Genomic DNA, 16,095 nt, shown 5'->3' with positions numbered 1-16,095 from the left:
AGGGAACTCCATGGTCAGATCGACGCCTCTACCCGCTCAAGTCAAATGCCTGTCGCGCCATCTCAGGCCGAGGCGCTCCTCCCGCGGAGCGGGTTCGTGCATGCGGCGCAAAGCAGTCGTGCGCGCCTTCACCTGTGAAAATCTGCTTGGGGTCAGAAGCCGCCTTTTCAGTATCTCTTTGGCTGACTGAATGTCAGGAACGCGCCACTTACCGACCTCAGCAGCTCTAAGCGCGAACGTCTGGTGTGATGCCCGATACAAAAGCACCGCTACGGTGGCGTCAACCGGTTACACAGGGCAGGAAATATCTCCGGCCTTCTGGGAGTGGCGTGTCAGCGTCCCAGAGGCTGCGTGGGCGTGTCGTCGGTTGGCTGTTAGAGCGGCGAGTGGAACGCTCCACGCCCCGCAAGCGGGATAGCGAAATCTCGTGAAGGCAAGGTCAAGCCGCGTTCTCCGTTCTGTATCGGCGACGGGCGGAGACTGGGAGAGATGGATACCATGCACGTGGGTCGTCTGGAAGTTGGCAGGACATGGACGCGGGGCGGCCCGCGTGCAGGCGCTTGGCCGAGCGGTGCAATGACCACGCAGCGCCACCTCGCAGCGATCATGGCTTGCGACGTGGTCGGCTATTCGCGCCTGACGGAGCGCGACGAGCGCGGCACGCTCGAGCGGCTGAAGATCTACCGCAAGGACCTCCTCGAACCGCTGGTCTCCGAGCACCAGGGTCGGATCGTCAAGCTCACCGGCGACGGCATGCTGTGCGAGTTCGGGAGCGTCGTTAACGCGGTGACCTCGGCGATGGCGATCCAGCAGGCCCTGGCAGAACACGAGGCGGAGACGCCCAAGGAAGAGCGGATTCGCTTCCGCATCGGCGTCAATCTCGGCGACGTGGTCTGCGAGGAGGACGGCGACCTCTACGGCGACGGGGTCAACATCGCCGCCCGCCTCGAAAGCATCGCCGATCCCGGCACCGTGGTCGTCTCGGGCACCGCCTACGACCACCTTCAGGGCAAGCTCGACTGCGGCTTCACGCCGCTCGGCGAGCTGCGCCTCAAGAACATCGAGCGGCCTGTGCGCGCCTACCGCGTCGAGACCGACGCCAGCGCCTCGGTGGCTGCACCGCCTCCCCTGCCTGAGAAACCCTCGATCGCGGTTCTGCCTTTCACCAACATGAGCGGCGATCCCGACCAGGAATACTTCGCCGACGGGCTGGTGGAGGACATCATCACGGGATTGAGCCGGGTGAACTCCTTCTTCGTGATCGCCCGCAACTCGTCCTTCACCTACAAGGGCCGGGCGGTGGACCTGCGCCAGGTCGGGCGCGAGCTGGGCGTCCGCTACGTGCTCGAAGGCAGCATCCGCAGAGCAGGATCGCGGGTGCGCATCAGTGGGCAGTTAGTGGACGCGATCAGCGGACACCATGTCTGGGTCGATCGCTTCGAGGGCGACGTGAGCGACATCTTCGACCTGCAGGACAAGGTGACCGAGAGCGTTGTCGGCGCTGTCGAGCCGAGCATCCGGCTGGAGGAGATCAAGCAAGCGCGCATGAAGCCGACCGACTACATCAGCGCCTACGACCTCTACCTTCGCGCGCTGCCGCGCTTCTACAGCATGACGCGCGAAGGCTTTGCCGACGTGCGCCGGCTCACCAACGAGGCGCTCAGCATCGACCCTGGCTTCAACTTGGCGAAGGCACTCGGCGCCTATATCCGCAGCCTATCCGTGAGCCAGTGCTGGCACGAGCCCGACGATATCCGAGTCGCCGGACGCATGGCGCGCGAGGTACTGGCGGAAGCGCGCGACGACCCCACGAGCCTACGCTTCGCCGCGCAGGTGATCGCCTACAGCGCGAAGGACTACGAGATGGCACTGGGCACGATCGAACGATCCCTGCTGCTCAACCCCAATTCGGCGCAGGGCCATACGGGCAGCGGCTGGGTGAACGCACATTCCAGTCGCCCGCTCGTCGCGATCGAGCACTTTCACAGGGCAATGCGGCTGAGCCCGGTCGACCCCGAGAAGGGCATCGCGCTCTCCGGCATCGGGATGAGCTACCTGATGCTCGAGCGCTACGAGGAAGCGCTGGCATGGGGAGAACGCGCGCTGCACGAGATGCCGAACTACGGCTCCTCGCACCGGGTGGTGATCATGGCGCTGGTCAAACTCAACCGGCTGGACGAGGCGCAGGCGGCGGCGCGGCGGCTGATGGAAGCGTTCCCGACCTACACGCTCACACTGCAGAGACAGATCAACCCGTGGCTGGACAAGGTGTTCGCCGAGCGTTACGTCGAGGCGCTGGGCATCTCCGGCGTGCCGGAGTGATCGTCGCGGTTGCAAAGATGCCCTCTCCTGCGCGTCACGTCCGGCCAGGCGACGTCCCTTGATCCCGCGTCGCTTCTGGACGGATAGTTGTCTGGTCGGCTTGTCCGAGGACTGAGCGCGTAGAGCAGCCGTGAACAGCCGGCGAGCTCTCTGTTGGGTTCGCGTCGAACTTCCAGTTTCCACCTGACGAGAACTACCGACGGTCCAGACAAATGTCGCCGTTGGGTCAAAAGCCGACCGTGACTGAATGTAAGATTTGAAAACAATGGATATTAGGCTGAATTCCAGTCTGCATCTTATGGAGCTTTGGCGCCTGCGCTGACCGCACCCTTACAGATCGTGCTGATCGATAGGCGTCACGCGCTGGGCTAGCCTAAGTAGACTTCCTCATGAAATAGAGGCCCGGCAGGTTGTCCGTGAATCCCCATTTTTCATAGAACGGCACCATGTCCTCCAGGCAGTAAAGTTCTCGGTGCTTGACGTTGACGAGCGCCGGGTCGTTCAACACTGTCTCCATCAACAAGGCGCCTAATCCTGTGCCTCGCCAGGCGGCCTTGACGATGATGTCGAAGATCATCGCCTTGTAGACGCCATCTGTGATGGTGCGAGCGAATGCGACGAGATCGTCGCCCTCCGGATCCACGAACGCAAACATCGGCCCACCCATTTGCAAGGCTCTTTCGGTGTCCGACCGGGTTCGGCCCTTTGTCCACCATTCGGTCTGAAAGAGAGCCACCAGCTGGTCGATCTGTGAGGATGTAAGCGACCGTTTGAGGGCGAGCCGGTTTTTGTCTTGAACAAGGTAGGTCATGCTGTTTCCAGTGACATTGGTTATGAATTCCGATCCTGCGTTTCTTTCCGTGAGAAAATCGTCTCGTCAGGCAGCCAAGGCTTTTAGTTGAACAAGGTTGTCCTCTGAGATTGGAATGCCGAAGCGTTCTGCGTTGAGGCGGCTTGCGTAGCGTCGTTGACCTGGCAGCCGATCCTGGCCGGCATCGATCAGTCGTGAGCATAGATGTGAAACGCGCTTGGCAAATCCGGCGTTGCCGCCACGCGTTGGGTCTATGGCCAGAAGCAGCTGACCAGCCTTCGGTGTCTGGGCTCCAATGCAATCGCCAAAGTCGTTTTCGAAGGACAGTTGACCGCCCGTCAACGCGCCGGCCATGAGCTCAACCATGAGCGCAATGGACGACCCCTTGTAGCCGCCGAAGGTGTTAAGCGCTCCGCCCGCCAGAATCGCATGAGGATCGGTGGAGGGTCTTCCGGCACTATCGATCCCAGTCCCTGGCGGCAGCGGGCTGTTCGCAAGCGCATGCAGTCTGACCTCCCCATTGGCCATCACGCTCGTCGCCTGATCGACAACGAGTGGTTCCGCGTCTGCCACAGGCGTTGCGAAGGCAATGGGATTCGTGCCGTAAACCGGGGCGTGGCCGCCGTGCGGCACAACGTTTGCCAAACCGTTGACGAAGGTGAGCGCCAGCAGGCCCTCGCGGGCAAACGGCTCGACATCGGGCCAGAGCGCGCTGAAATGGTGAGAGTTTCGGGTTGCAACGACGGCTATGCCGGTGCTTTCAACCGCGATCTTGATCGCCTCCGCGCCTGCGGCCAGAGCTGGTTGAGCGAAGCCATTCCGCGCATCAATGCGAATGAAGGAGGCGCTTACAGGAATGACGTCAGGCTTTGCCTTGCCGTCAACCCAGCCGGTCTTGAGTGATGCCAGATATCCGGGAATGCGGAATATGCCATGGCTGATGGCGCCGTCTCGCTCGCAGCCTGCGCAGTTTGTGGCCAGGATGTCGGCAGCGATGTTCGATGTTCCGTTGTTGAGAAAGATGTCCCGAAGGAGAGACCGGAGATCGTCGAAGTTGATGCGGACGTCTGCTTGTTCGGTCGTCATCGCGGAGCCTCGAGAAAATTCCGCAGGCAATTTTCGAGAAGGCGTGAAACGTTGTTGTCGTAGCCATTGTGCGAAAGACTGCCGCAAAAGGTGATCGAACCCGCGGCGAACAGACCTCCGCCATTGGCCGCCATCCCGTAAACAATGTTCGAGCGGATGCCGCCATAGGGTCGTGGGTCTCCGTCGAAGACGCCGGGCAGCAGCAGTTCTTCGAATGTCGTTTCGAAAGTTGGCCCATGGCCTTCGGACGCGGCAACAACGCGCACAAAATCCGGCGTCCCAAGATCCGCGGCGGTCTGGTCGATTTCAAATCCGGCAGCGCCACCACCTGACAGACCGAAGTCGCCTATTTTCTCGTCGTTCGGGATGCCATCGAACAAGAATGCCAGGTCGGCTTCGAACGACTCTTTGGTGCGGACATAGTAGGTTCCTTCAAAGGCGCCTTCGGCGGTGAAGCCGACACCAGCGACCTTCTGTGGTGCTATGCCGTTGCGCCGCCACAACCCGCCATATTCGCCGTCAAGCTGATTGTAATATTCCCCAACCTGGCTGGCCCAAACTCTCATGCCGCCCTCCGCGCGGCGAATCTCAATCATGTGGGGCACATCCGGATTGCGACCGATCTTCCAGTAGAAGCCGTTGCCGCCGAGATACATCAGTTTGCCGCCTCCCTCCCTGTAGGAGATGAGTGCTTCAAGAGTCTCACGCGTGTGGTACTCGGGATGCGTTCCCGTCAGGACCACATCATATGCGGACAGGGCGCTGGCCCCGTCACGATCCAGGTCTTCGTCAGTCAAGACATCGAACCCGAAGCCTTTGGCCCTCAGCCAGTCCGTCAGGTGGGAATCCGCAGAGAAATGGCGCATGCCCGAGCCATTTGCGTCGAAGTATGTGAGATATTGCGGGCGCATCGTCATGATCGGCCGCAGCCGCGATGACAGGGTTACGCCCGATCCGTCTGGATGACGATTGTAAGTGGAATAGCCATAGGCACCGACGACATCTGGATTGTGGGGGTAAGCGTTCCACTCCTTGACCCGCGCTTCGAGCACGCCGGCAAAATTGCCGCGAGCGTGGTTCGCGTAGGCCATGTAGGTGAACGTTGGCGCCAGAAACAAGATTCTTTGCCTGGGCAATTCCGGGCTGCGAAGGACATAAAACGGAATGATGTCGGCGCCGATGCCATTGTCGATTGAGAGACCGTAGACGCCTGACGGCATGCCGGCCGGCACCTCAACCGCTATCGTTGTGTCCCACTTGCAGTCGCTCAGATCGTCGGAATGGAAGGTGATCGCGGCATAGTCCTGCGGCGCAACCTTCCAATCCATGTTACGCCCGGTCCAGCTTGACGACCGCACAGCGCGCATCGGCATGTTGATCAATGCAAGGCGCCGCGACCGATCGATGTCGTCCTCGATCCATTCGTCGCCGATGGCAGTCGCGAAGCTCCAACTGGCCAGAACGTCGCCGCAGGCGTCGCTTACAACAGGTGCTTCGATCGAGCCGTTGAAGCAATCCTCGGGATGCCCGACCCAGGTAGCCGCGAAGCAAATATGGTCGACATCGCGAAGCACATTCAAAACATCGTTCGCCGCCACGGCCACCTCTGAATTGTCGCGGCCGCGAATGGCAGAGCTATGGACGGAAATACCTTCCTCGCCGAAGGCGACATCGAGTTCGGTCCATTCGTTCAATCGCAGATCGAGCTTCAGATCGATGATCGTTTGAGGCTGCCGCAACGTCTTCAGAAAGAGAGTTCCGTCGACCAGAACCAGAGCAAAGCCCTTTGAGCCATCAGAATTCTGCAGCGAGAAAATTGTCTGGCTGAAGGCGCCTGAGAGCTTTGGCTGGACGATAAGGCGGACGACCAGGCCCTGAATTTCCGGACGTTCTGGGATGGGTCCGATGGCGCAGGAGCCCAAATGAGCACTTTGCTCAGCTGCCCGATACCGCCGCTCCAATCCAAAATCGACCCTCTCGCTCTTTGGCCCGGGGCCGGCCGGATTCGGATCGCAACAGTCCAGCCTGAAGACGCTTGCCGCGACATCCCGGTTACCCGCCGACGAGATCTTGAACTGGAGAATTTCCCCCGCTTTCGCGCTGAGGGGCGTCACGTAGCCGATTGCCGCTGGCAAAGGATGTTCGGTATTGAGCATGTCGTACCTTGCGAGAGACACCAAGCTCAGTGTTCGGCGAAGACGCGGACAACAGCTTGCAATGATGAGGCGCATGCTCTAAATAACACGCTAGATCGAATATCGTATACGATACTCCGTTTTGTCAACAGGAGTTTTGCTAGCCCAACGCTCACCCCGGTTGGAAACAGGCTACAGCACTGGACATCCAATGAACCCAGCACTATGCCGAATATTGTATACGTTTTGCACTCCAGAAACCGGTGAACCGTTGCCGGTTATGTGGAAGGCAAACACCAATGCTGAAAACATGTTCTGCGACCGCTATCCCTTGCGGACCTGGAGACACCATTGCCCCTGAACCCCGCGGGTCTGCCATCTCTCGGCTCAGCGCCGACGGCCTCTGACCTCATCGCCAAGCACATACGGGAAGCCATCATCACCGGCGAGTTCGATGAGGGAGAGCCCATCCGCCAAGACGACGTCGCGAGACTCTTCGATGTCAGCAAAATACCGGTACGGGAGGCGCTCAAGCGCCTCGAGGCCGAAGGCCTGGTGGAATTCCAGCGCAACCGCGGCGCCGTTGTCAAAAGCGTTTCGGAGCCTGAGATCGCGCAGATATTCGAAGTAAGAGCCATGCTGGAGTCGAGCGCACTGAAATTGTCCGTGCCGCACATGACGGCAAAGACGTTCCGGCGGGCTGAAGAATATTGCGACGCGTTCGCACGCGAGACGAATGTGGCTCGATGGGCCGAGCTCAACTGGCAGTTTCACTCATGCCTGTACGAGGACGCCAACCGAACCTTCCTCATGAACCTCATTCGGTCTGTCAACGATCGGATCGAGCGCTATCTGCGCATCCAGCTCACGCTTTCGGGCGGAACTGGCGTTGACGACAGGGAACATCGCCAGATTCTGGCGGCCTGTCGCGACGGCGATGCCGATCGAGCGGCACAGTTGTTGCATGACCACATTTCCAAGGCATGCGCATCCCTGCTGGCAAATATTCACAAATAGGCACTTTCGGGCGAAAAACTCGCCTCCGCAGCCGAAAAGCCTGCGACGGCTTGCAAGCACAACTTTTGCCCTTGACGCCTATCGTTTATCGTATACGATATTCCATGCAGGGTTCGTTTTTTGTCCGACGGATACTTCACTTGAGGTCAGCGCCCTCCGGTGATGCTGGACGATGTTGCCTGCCCGCTGCTCCACGACGGACTGGCGAGAGATACCGCTTCGGGGAGTGACATGAAGTACGAGAGGTTTTTGAACACTGTCGAGTTGCACACGTGCGGTGAGACGTTCCGGCTTGTAACGCAGGGGCTTCCGAAAATCCCCGGCAAGACCATTGTGGAACGCAGCGCCTGGTTGAAGCAAAACGCGGATCAGTACAGGCGCGCCGTGATGCTCGAGCCGCGTGGCCACAAGGACCTATATGGCGGTTACCTGACTTCGCCTGTCAGCCCAGGAGCAGATTTCGGCGTCATCTTCCTTAACAATATGGGCTACAGCCCACATTGCGGCCACGGTGTCATCGCGCTCGCAACCGCCGCGGTTGAGTTGGGCTGGATCGAGCGGGTGTCACCGGAGACCCGCGTCGGCATCGACGCTCCTTGTGGTTTCATCGAAGCCTTTGTCGAATGGGACGGCGAGAGGGTTGGGTCTGTTCGGTTTGTCAACGTGCCCTCATTCGTCTTCAGGCAGGACGTGACGGTTGTGACGCCGACATTCGGGCAGGTCACCGGCGATATTGCCTACGGCGGCGCGACGTATTTCTACGTCGACGGGCGCCGGCACGATGTCTCTATTCGCGAGGGGGATCTGCAGAAAATCATGCAGCTTGGCTATGAGATCAAGACTGCCGTGAATGCCGAGATGTCCGTTGTTCATCCCGAAATCCCAGAATTCAATGATGTGTACGGCGTCATGGTCTACGGCGCACCTCGTCATCAGGGATCGACGCAGGCAAATTGCTGCGTCTACGCCGATCGGGCGATCGACCGATCTCCGACAGGATCGGGAACAGCCGGCCGAGTTGCGCAATTGTATCTACGTGGGGAGTTATCCGCAGAAGAAACCCTGGTGAACGAGTCGATCATCGGGACAATCTTCAAAGGACGTGTTCTCAGCGAAACAAAGGTCGGAGAATTCGACGCTGTCATCTCCGAAGTGAGCGGGCGAGCCTCCATCTGCGGTTTCGCGAACTGGGTCATCGATGAGTCCGATCCGCTCACCTACGGGTTTCTTGTACAGTAGTATCGTATACGATATTCTAGATACGATATTAAATCCGCGAACTTACAACTCAAAACAAAAGAGAGGAACTGAAATGCGCATTTCTCCATTCATTTTCGCCGCCGCCCTAGCGTCCGGACTCGCAACTGCAGCGCACGCCGACCAGCTGGACGACATCATCTCGGCCGGCAAGCTGCGATGCGCGATCGAACTCGACTTCCCGCCAAACGGGGCGCGCGACAAAGACAACAAGCCGATCGGCTTTGACGTCGACTACTGCTATGATTTGGCGAAGGCGCTTGGCGTGGAAGCCGAGATCGTCGACACGCCCGATCCCGATCGAATTCCCGCAATTCTCTCAGGACGAGCCGATGTCGGCATCGCGGTTGCATCCGACACGCTTGAGCGGGCGAAAACGATCGGCTTCTCGATCCCCTATTTCGTTTTCAAGACCATCGTTCTGGCGCGCGAAGACTCCGGCATCAAAAGCCCTGCTGACATCAAGGGGCACACGGTAGGTGGACCGGCAGGCGCCTATGAGACGCTTGCTCTTGAATCGTCCGTCAAAGGGTTCAATGACGCAAACGGCAAGATGCTGACCTTCCAGTCCCAGTCGGACACGTTCCTGGCGTTAAGCCAGAAGCAGATCGATGCGACCTACACGACATCCACGATCGCGACGGCCATCATCCAGTCGGGCAAGTATCCCGGCCTGAAGATTGTCGGTGACGCTCCCGTCGATGCCGACTATTGCGCCATCCTCGTGCAGCGCCACGAGCAGGGACTGCTCAACTACGTGAACCTGTTCCTGAACCGGCAGGTTCGCTCCGGTCGCTATGCCGAACTCTACAAGAAATGGGTTGGGACAGAAGGCGGCCCAGCTCCTGATCTCACGGTAGCAGGCGTCTATCGGTAGCAGTCCACGACGTCCCGGACGCAGTCGTGTGATTGCGTCCGGGATGCCCGGCGACGACGACATGTCGTTGCTGATCCGAAGAACAGTATCCGTCGCACGAAGGGGTCCTCGCATGGCATACACCTTCCAGTGGCGTCCCGTGCTCCACTCACTGCCAGAGATGCTGTGGGGAGCGTTGGTGACCCTCGAAATCGCCACCCTGGCGATGGCAATTGGCACGGTCTTCGCCGTTCTGATGGCGCTCGCAAAACGATCGGGCGGAAAAACGCTCGCGGCTTTGGCCGACATATGGATCGAGACCGCGCGAAACACCCCTGCCCTGTTTCAAATCTACCTGATCTATTTCGGCCTGGGATCCTTTGGGCTTCGTGTCGACTCCTACTCCGCGCTCCTGCTGGGCATCACCTTCAACAATGCCGGCTATCTCGCGGAAACCTTCCGCGGCGGGTTTTCCGCTGTCCCTGAGACCCAGACACGCGCAGCCCGCTCATTGGGTTTGGGTCAAATTCGGACCATGTGGCACGTCGTCCTGCCGCAAATGCTGCGCGCAGTGTTCCACGCCATGACGAACCAGATGGTCTGGTCGATCCTGATGACATCGCTTGGGGTGGTAGTCGGCCTGACAAGTGACCTGACCGGGGTTACGCAACAATTGAACGTCGTGACATACCGAACATTCGAATATTTCTTTGTCGCGGCTTGCCTGTACTATCTAATATCCAAAACATTCACCGTAGGCGCACGACTGCTTGCGTCTCGCCTGTTCCGTTACTGAGGATCCACAAATGTTTTTTGGCGCCTCATTATCATGGAGCGACATTCTCTTTATGTTGAATGGCGCTGTTACCACAATCGCCATCACCCTGGCCTCCGTGGCCATTGGCACTGGCCTTGGCGTTTTGTTCGGCCTTGCCAGGGCCGGTTCACCCTGGTGGGTCAGTTGGCCAATTGGCGGAATTCTGGACATCTTCCGGTCCATTCCGTTGCTCATCCAGCTGGTGCTGTTCAACTCGTTCAACAGCATGTTTCGTCTTCACTGGCCGACCTACCTGGTGGCCTGCCTTTGCCTGGGCATCTATACTGCGGCGTTTTGCACCGAGATCGTCAGAAGTGGGGTGACGGCAGTGCCGACCACGACCAGGCGAGCCGCACGATCCCTTGGTTTGACCTGGCTTCAGGAGGTCGTGGCGATCACCCTGCCCATGGCAACCAGAATCGTGTTTCCGAGTTGGATTGGTCTGGCGCTGGGGGTCATGAAGGACACCGCCCTCGTGCTCTGGATCGGCATCGTCGAGCTCCTGCGAAGCTCGCAGATTGTCACGACCAGAGTGCAGGAGCCGCTCCTGATCCTGTCCATCGCCGGTGTGATCTATTTCCTGATGAGCTTCCCAATCGCGAGGCTCGGAGCCCAGCTTGAGAAGAGATGGCAGATACAATGATAGAGATCGAAAACGTACACAAGCACTTCGGCACTCTGCACGTTCTCAAGGGTGTCAGCCTAAATGTGAACAAGGGCGAAGTTCTATCGATGATTGGCGGATCAGGCTCCGGCAAATCGACCATGCTGATGTGTATCAACGGTCTCGAGGGCATCCAGAAGGGACGCATAAGCGTTGACGGCATAGACGTCCATGCGAAGACCACAGATCTCAATAAGCTCCGCCGCAGGATCGGCATCGTCTTCCAGCAGTGGAACGCTTTCCCACACCTCACCGTCCTGGAAAATGTCATGCTTGCCCCCCGAAAGGTGCTGGGCAAGTCGAAGCAGGAAGCAGAGGCCATCGCCGTCAAGCAGCTTGGCCATGTCGGGCTCAGTGAAAAGCTTACGGCGTTTCCCTCGCGTCTTTCTGGCGGACAGCAGCAGAGAATGGCAATCGCACGCGCGCTTGCCATGTCGCCTGACTACATGTTGTTCGACGAGGTGACCTCCGCTCTCGATCCGCAATTGGTCGGGGAGGTTCTGGACACCCTGCGCATGCTCTCGAAAGAAGGGATGACCATGATCGTGGTGACGCACGAAATGCGCTTCGCACGAGAGGTGTCGGATCGTGTCGCCTTCTTCTGCCAAGGGCAAATTCATGAACTCGGCACGCCCGCGCAGATTTTCGACAGCCCTCAAACACCCGAAACGGCAGACTTCCTGCGCTCGGTATTGTGACAGGACTGCTGGGAGCGCCTCTCGTAAGCGCGTCTCCCTGCAGTGAACCTGAGTTCGATCCTCTCACGCCAGTCCTCGGGAGCCCACCATAAATCAACAACATCAACGCGATGCACAGAGGTTCGCTAGTCATGACTTGGCTAACCGAACTTAACCTAACCGAAAAATACAGCTAAGTAGTTGTGATGTTACGCAACCTGAGGGGCAGGAAACCTGCTCCCTTCGTGTCGTGCCATGTTACAAACCGCTACCGTCGTCGCCGCTGCAAACGACCATGAACTGCGCTGCGAACTCATGGGTCGTTGTAGCAGGGGTTGCGAGCATAGCTTCCACGATCTCGGACATGTCGTGGTAGACACCATCGTCGTCGGAAATCGAAAGGGATCGCAGCCCGGCGAATGGGCGCTGCCACACCATCCGTCGGCGTCAGCCGAACCTGCTCACGTGCTAAGTGTTCGCACCGGTCGGCTTGAGAGCCTCGGGTTGCTATCATAGCCGCAGTTATATTAGTTGTTACTTGACAATATGCCTAAGCTCTGGTTTCCTGATTTGACGGGTATTTAAACGAGTTCATTGCGTTTTTCCGGACGGTGTTCGCATGTCGACCTTGGTTGTCGCGGACCCGCGGGGGGTGTATCTCGCCGGTCTGGAATGGGTTCTGCGGAAGGCTGGGCACGATGTTGTCGCCCAGTGCCGCCGCCCTGTCGACATTGTCCCTCATGTGCAGCGCCATCGGCCTGATATTGTCATCGTCGGCCTGGATATAGCGGACCCGCGGATGGCCGGTCTTTCCTCCCGGCTGAGGGCCTGCGACAGCGCTCTCGGCATCATCTTCATCGTGCAGCCAAACGGCAGGCTCGACATCAAGGAAATACAGGCGCTCGACGGCGATGGCCTGCTTCTGGACGGCATCAGCCACCGCTATCTCATCGAATGCGTGAATGCGGTGGCGGCAGGCAAGAAGTGGATCGACAACAAGATCGTCCAGCAACTGCTGATGCCAGAAACGCAGCACCAGCCGATGTCCAGGCTGACCGGGCGGGAGACTGAAGTCGCCGATCTCGTCTCGCGCGGGTTGCGCAACAAGACCATCGCGCAGCGGCTGCATGTATCCGAAGGCACGGTGAAGATGCACCTGCATCACGTCTATGAGAAGCTGCACCTCGGCAACCGGGCGGAACTGGCCTGGGTGGCGAATGGCAAAGGCGCCGAGCGTCCAGAAGCCGGCCCGCTCTGACCATCGCTTTCCGCTAAAGCGCGTCGCGTCGAAACGGATTCATGCGACGCGCTTTATGTCTTTGTTTCCATGCATGTCGTTGCCTCAAAACCGGGGCCACTTTTGAGCGACATGCATTAGCATCGACATGATGCCGCAAACAGAACGGAAAGGCGCCTGACGGCGTCGGCCTCGATGCCGGCGCGACCGCCCGCGACGCCTGCGCCGGCCTGATCTATCGAAGGATATATATCGTTCGATCAGGTATGGGCATTCACCCCAATACTATCGAAACGCGAATGGACGCGCCCTCTGCCTCGGCGGCACAATGGAGGATTGAGGGCCGCAATTCAGCGCGCCAGCGGATGCACTTGGGTAGGGGCATCCGGCATCTGGGGGGTGAATCCCCTTTTCTTGATGCGTTTTGAACAGGGGAGAATCTCCATGGCATTCGACATCGTAGCTCAAGACATCGTCGTCCACGGTTCGGGCGTGCTGACCTCACCAGAAGGTGGGGTATTTCAGCGGCCCATCACGCGATAGGGGAGCACAGCAATGACCATCAGCTTTATTCTCAACGACGAGGCCGTCAACGACCAGACCACCGGGCTGCAAACCGGCGACAACATCGACGACGCCTTTACGGACACCGATGTTGCGTACTTGAGTTTGCCGGCCACGTTCCGGACCTATCTCGAGTCGACTCTCGGGCTGAATTCCGCGTTCCCGACCAGCATCGGCGTCGCGACCAAGACGAACTCGGTCACTGTCAACGCCACCGCCGGCTCCCAGCTCGTCGGCACTACATTCACCGACATCAACGGTGGCACCCTCAACGGCGATGATAGCGGGCTCAACACCCTCGACGGCAAGGATATCCTGCTCTTCGCCGATGGGAACAACACCGTGATCGGTCGCTATGACAGCGATGGCAACGGCATTGTCAACAATTCAGACGCGATCGCCTTCGTCGTCTTCAAACAGGACGTGATAAACGCCGGCGCGACCAGCGACCAGGTGACCTTCAACATCGTCACTTATGTTCCGATCTTCCATGGCGGCAACCCCAACCCGGATGACGCGGTCGATCTCGGCAACACCCTCAAGCTCGCGGCGAGCGAGACGCTCAACTTCGGCTTTGCCGGAGCGCCCTCCGGCAGCAACCTGTTCATGATGTTCGGCAGTCCGGCCTCCACCCAGATCGTGGTGATCGGGAAGGACCCCTTGAATCAGTCCGAGGGTGGGAACTTCAATACAAAGGACGTGCTCAATATCAGCCAGGCCGGCAGCACCACCTCGTTCGGCGTCAACGGCAACGCGATCAACCCCACTGAGGGGGCGTTCATCACCTACGTCTCGGGCGCGAACACGAACTTCCTCGTGCCCAATCTGGACCAGAACGAGGCCGATGTCGAAGCCAACATCGACTTCCAGAACGTCGTCAGTGCGACCGCGGCGTCCTTCACCGTCAACCAGACCAATCCCGGCAAAGGACCCGTCACCGTCAAGATCACGGCCTTCAGCACCGCCGCGGAACCGGGGGCGGGTTTCGTCGACGGACTTACCAACGATACCCAGGTCAACATCACGTCGGGCTCGGTCGTCAACTTCGTCGTCAGTGGTGAATCAACTCCGGTCGCCACCGTCAACGCCGACGGCACCTTGACAATCACCGGGCTTACCACCGGCGACAAGGTGCAGTGGACGACGAGTGGAACCCACGACCGCGTCCTGATCGAAAACATCAGCAACGCGGATAACGATCCCGGCAACGACAACAACACTTTCGACATCGGCGGCTTCGGCATCGTGACATCCAACTCCGCCTCGGAGTTCGTCGGCCAGCAGATCGTGATCGAAGACGACGGCCCGACGGCGGGCATCGTCCAGGGCGCTCCCAAGGTGGCGCATGACGAGACCGCGGGCATCCAGGCAGATGCCGACGACACCACGGCACCAGCGGTTGTCGCGTTGTTCGCGGGCGTCAGCAATGTCAGCTCCGATCTGAGCCCGACCGGCTACGCGCAGGATGCAAGCGCGGTGGTGAGCTCCACCGGAAGCTCGTTCGGCACCGATCAGGCGGGCGGCACGACGGCATTCTCGCTGGCGGTGTCCGCCGCCGGCGTGGATTCCGGCCTCGACACGACCGCCGGCACCAGCATCTTCCTGTTCAAGGAAGGCGACCTGGTGGTCGGCCGCATCGGCGGGGCCGGCGGGGCGGCGGCGTTCGCCGTCGCGATCAACAGCACGACCGGCGTCGTCAGCGTGGCGCAGTATGCCTCGATCCATCATCCGACCCCTGGAGCCAGCCACGACGAGTCGGTGAACATCACCGACAGCGCCTTGCTGGCGGTGGTGACGGTCACCGACGGTGACGGCGACACAGCGACCAGTTCGACCGGTATCGGCGATGCCGTGCAGTTCCAGGACGACGGCCCGACGGCGGGCATCGTCCAGGGCGCTCCCAAGGTGGCGCATGACGAGACCGCGGGCATCCAGGCCGATGCCGACGACACCACGGCACCAGCGGTTGTCGCCCTGTTCGCGGGCGTCAGCAATGTCAGCTCCGATCTGAGCCCGACCGGCTACGCGCAGGACCCAGGCGCGGTGGTGAGCTCCACCGGAAGCTCGTTCGGCGCCGACCAGGAAGGCGGCACGACGGCATTCTCGCTGGCAGTGTCCGCCGCCGGCGTGGATTCCGGCCTCGACACGACCGCCGGCACCAGCATCTTCCTGTTCAAGGAAGGCGACCTGGTGGTCGGCCGCATCGGCGGGGCCGCTGGGGCGGCGGCATTCGCCGTCGCGATCAACAGCACGACCGGCGTCGTCAGCGTGGCGCAGTATGCCTCGATCCATCATCCGACCCCGGGGGCCAGCCACGACGAGTCGGTGAACATCACCGACAGCGCCTTGCTGGCGGTGGTGACGGTCACCGACGGTGACGGCGACACGGCGACCAGTTCGACCGGTATCGGCGATGCTGTGCAGTTCCAGGACGACGGCCCGACGGCGGGCATCGTCCAGGGCGCTCCCAAGGTGGCGCATGACGAGACCGCGGGCATCCAGGCCGATGCCGACGACACCACGGCACCAGCGGTTGTCGCCCTGTTCGCGGGCGTCAGCAATGTCAGCTCCAATCTGAGCCCGACCGGCTACGCGCAGGACCCAGGCGCGGTGGTGAGCTCCACCGGAAGCTCGTTCGGCGCCGACCAGGAA

The 16,095-nt window shown here is 60.0% G+C and carries 12 protein-coding genes; 9 read left to right on the top strand and 3 right to left on the bottom strand.

The genetic code is table 11. The features are described 5' to 3' along the window. Nucleotides 1-576: 576 nt before the first annotated feature. Complete coding sequence (locus ACFFNA_RS41255) at nucleotides 577-2,322, top strand: adenylate/guanylate cyclase domain-containing protein (RefSeq protein WP_378926272.1); 1,746 nt, start codon at nucleotides 577-579, stop codon at nucleotides 2,320-2,322. A gap of 373 nt (nucleotides 2,323-2,695) precedes the next feature. Here ACFFNA_RS41255 and ACFFNA_RS41250 read toward each other — a convergent pair whose 3' ends face one another. The 3 genes from ACFFNA_RS41250 to ACFFNA_RS41240 all read right to left on the bottom strand — a co-directional run bounded on the left by ACFFNA_RS41250 (nucleotide 2,696) and on the right by ACFFNA_RS41240 (nucleotide 6,375). Next, the gene (locus ACFFNA_RS41250; protein ID WP_378926271.1) at nucleotides 2,696-3,133 is read right to left on the bottom strand and encodes a GNAT family N-acetyltransferase; all 438 of its coding nucleotides are present in this window, start codon (nucleotides 3,131-3,133) and stop codon (nucleotides 2,696-2,698) included. Nucleotides 3,134-3,199: 66 nt separating this feature from the next. After that, nucleotides 3,200-4,219 carry an Ldh family oxidoreductase gene (locus ACFFNA_RS41245; RefSeq protein WP_378926270.1) on the bottom strand — a complete coding sequence of 340 codons (1,020 nt, stop codon included), beginning with the start codon at nucleotides 4,217-4,219 and terminating at the stop codon, nucleotides 3,200-3,202. Next, nucleotides 4,216-6,375, bottom strand: coding sequence for a N,N-dimethylformamidase beta subunit family domain-containing protein (locus ACFFNA_RS41240; protein ID WP_378926268.1), 2,160 nt, complete (start codon nucleotides 6,373-6,375; stop codon nucleotides 4,216-4,218). Before ACFFNA_RS41240 ends, ACFFNA_RS41245 begins: the two co-directional genes overlap by 4 nt. A 330-nt stretch (nucleotides 6,376-6,705) precedes the next feature. Here ACFFNA_RS41240 and ACFFNA_RS41235 point away from each other — a divergent pair, with 330 nt between their 5' ends. The 8 genes from ACFFNA_RS41235 to ACFFNA_RS41200 all read left to right on the top strand — a co-directional run. Further along, entirely contained in the window at nucleotides 6,706-7,371 is a 666-nt protein-coding gene (locus ACFFNA_RS41235) for a GntR family transcriptional regulator (protein WP_378926266.1), read from the top strand. Between the two features lie 231 nt (nucleotides 7,372-7,602). Continuing rightward, nucleotides 7,603-8,610, top strand: a complete 1,008-nt coding sequence (gene lhpH, locus ACFFNA_RS41230) for a trans-3-hydroxy-L-proline dehydratase (protein ID WP_378926263.1) — start codon at nucleotides 7,603-7,605, stop codon at nucleotides 8,608-8,610. A gap of 73 nt (nucleotides 8,611-8,683) precedes the next feature. Next, nucleotides 8,684-9,505, top strand: coding sequence for a transporter substrate-binding domain-containing protein (locus ACFFNA_RS41225; RefSeq protein ID WP_378926261.1), 822 nt, complete (start codon nucleotides 8,684-8,686; stop codon nucleotides 9,503-9,505). Nucleotides 9,506-9,617: 112 nt separating this feature from the next. Further along, nucleotides 9,618-10,280: an amino acid ABC transporter permease gene (locus tag ACFFNA_RS41220; protein WP_378926259.1), complete on the top strand. Its 663-nt coding sequence runs from the start codon at nucleotides 9,618-9,620 to the stop codon at nucleotides 10,278-10,280. Between the two features lie 10 nt (nucleotides 10,281-10,290). Next, complete coding sequence (locus ACFFNA_RS41215) at nucleotides 10,291-10,944, top strand: amino acid ABC transporter permease (protein ID WP_378926257.1); 654 nt, start codon at nucleotides 10,291-10,293, stop codon at nucleotides 10,942-10,944. After that, nucleotides 10,941-11,663, top strand: a complete 723-nt coding sequence (locus ACFFNA_RS41210) for an amino acid ABC transporter ATP-binding protein (protein WP_378926256.1) — start codon at nucleotides 10,941-10,943, stop codon at nucleotides 11,661-11,663. The genes ACFFNA_RS41215 and ACFFNA_RS41210 overlap by 4 nt, the downstream gene beginning before the upstream one ends. Nucleotides 11,664-12,441: 778 nt before the next feature. Further along, nucleotides 12,442-12,900: a helix-turn-helix domain-containing protein gene (locus ACFFNA_RS41205; RefSeq protein WP_378926253.1), complete on the top strand. Its 459-nt coding sequence runs from the start codon at nucleotides 12,442-12,444 to the stop codon at nucleotides 12,898-12,900. A 534-nt stretch (nucleotides 12,901-13,434) separates the two neighbouring features. Further along, a partial coding sequence (locus ACFFNA_RS41200) for a DUF5801 repeats-in-toxin domain-containing protein (RefSeq protein ID WP_378926251.1) occupies nucleotides 13,435-16,095 on the top strand: 2,661 nt, incomplete at its 3' end.

Origin of the sequence: Mesorhizobium kowhaii, assembly GCF_042431665.1 — a bacterium.
Lineage (GTDB): Bacteria > Pseudomonadota > Alphaproteobacteria > Rhizobiales > Rhizobiaceae > Mesorhizobium > Mesorhizobium kowhaii.
The sequence above is the reverse complement of the archived record's forward strand: the minus strand, read 5'-3'. Positions and strand labels throughout refer to the sequence as shown.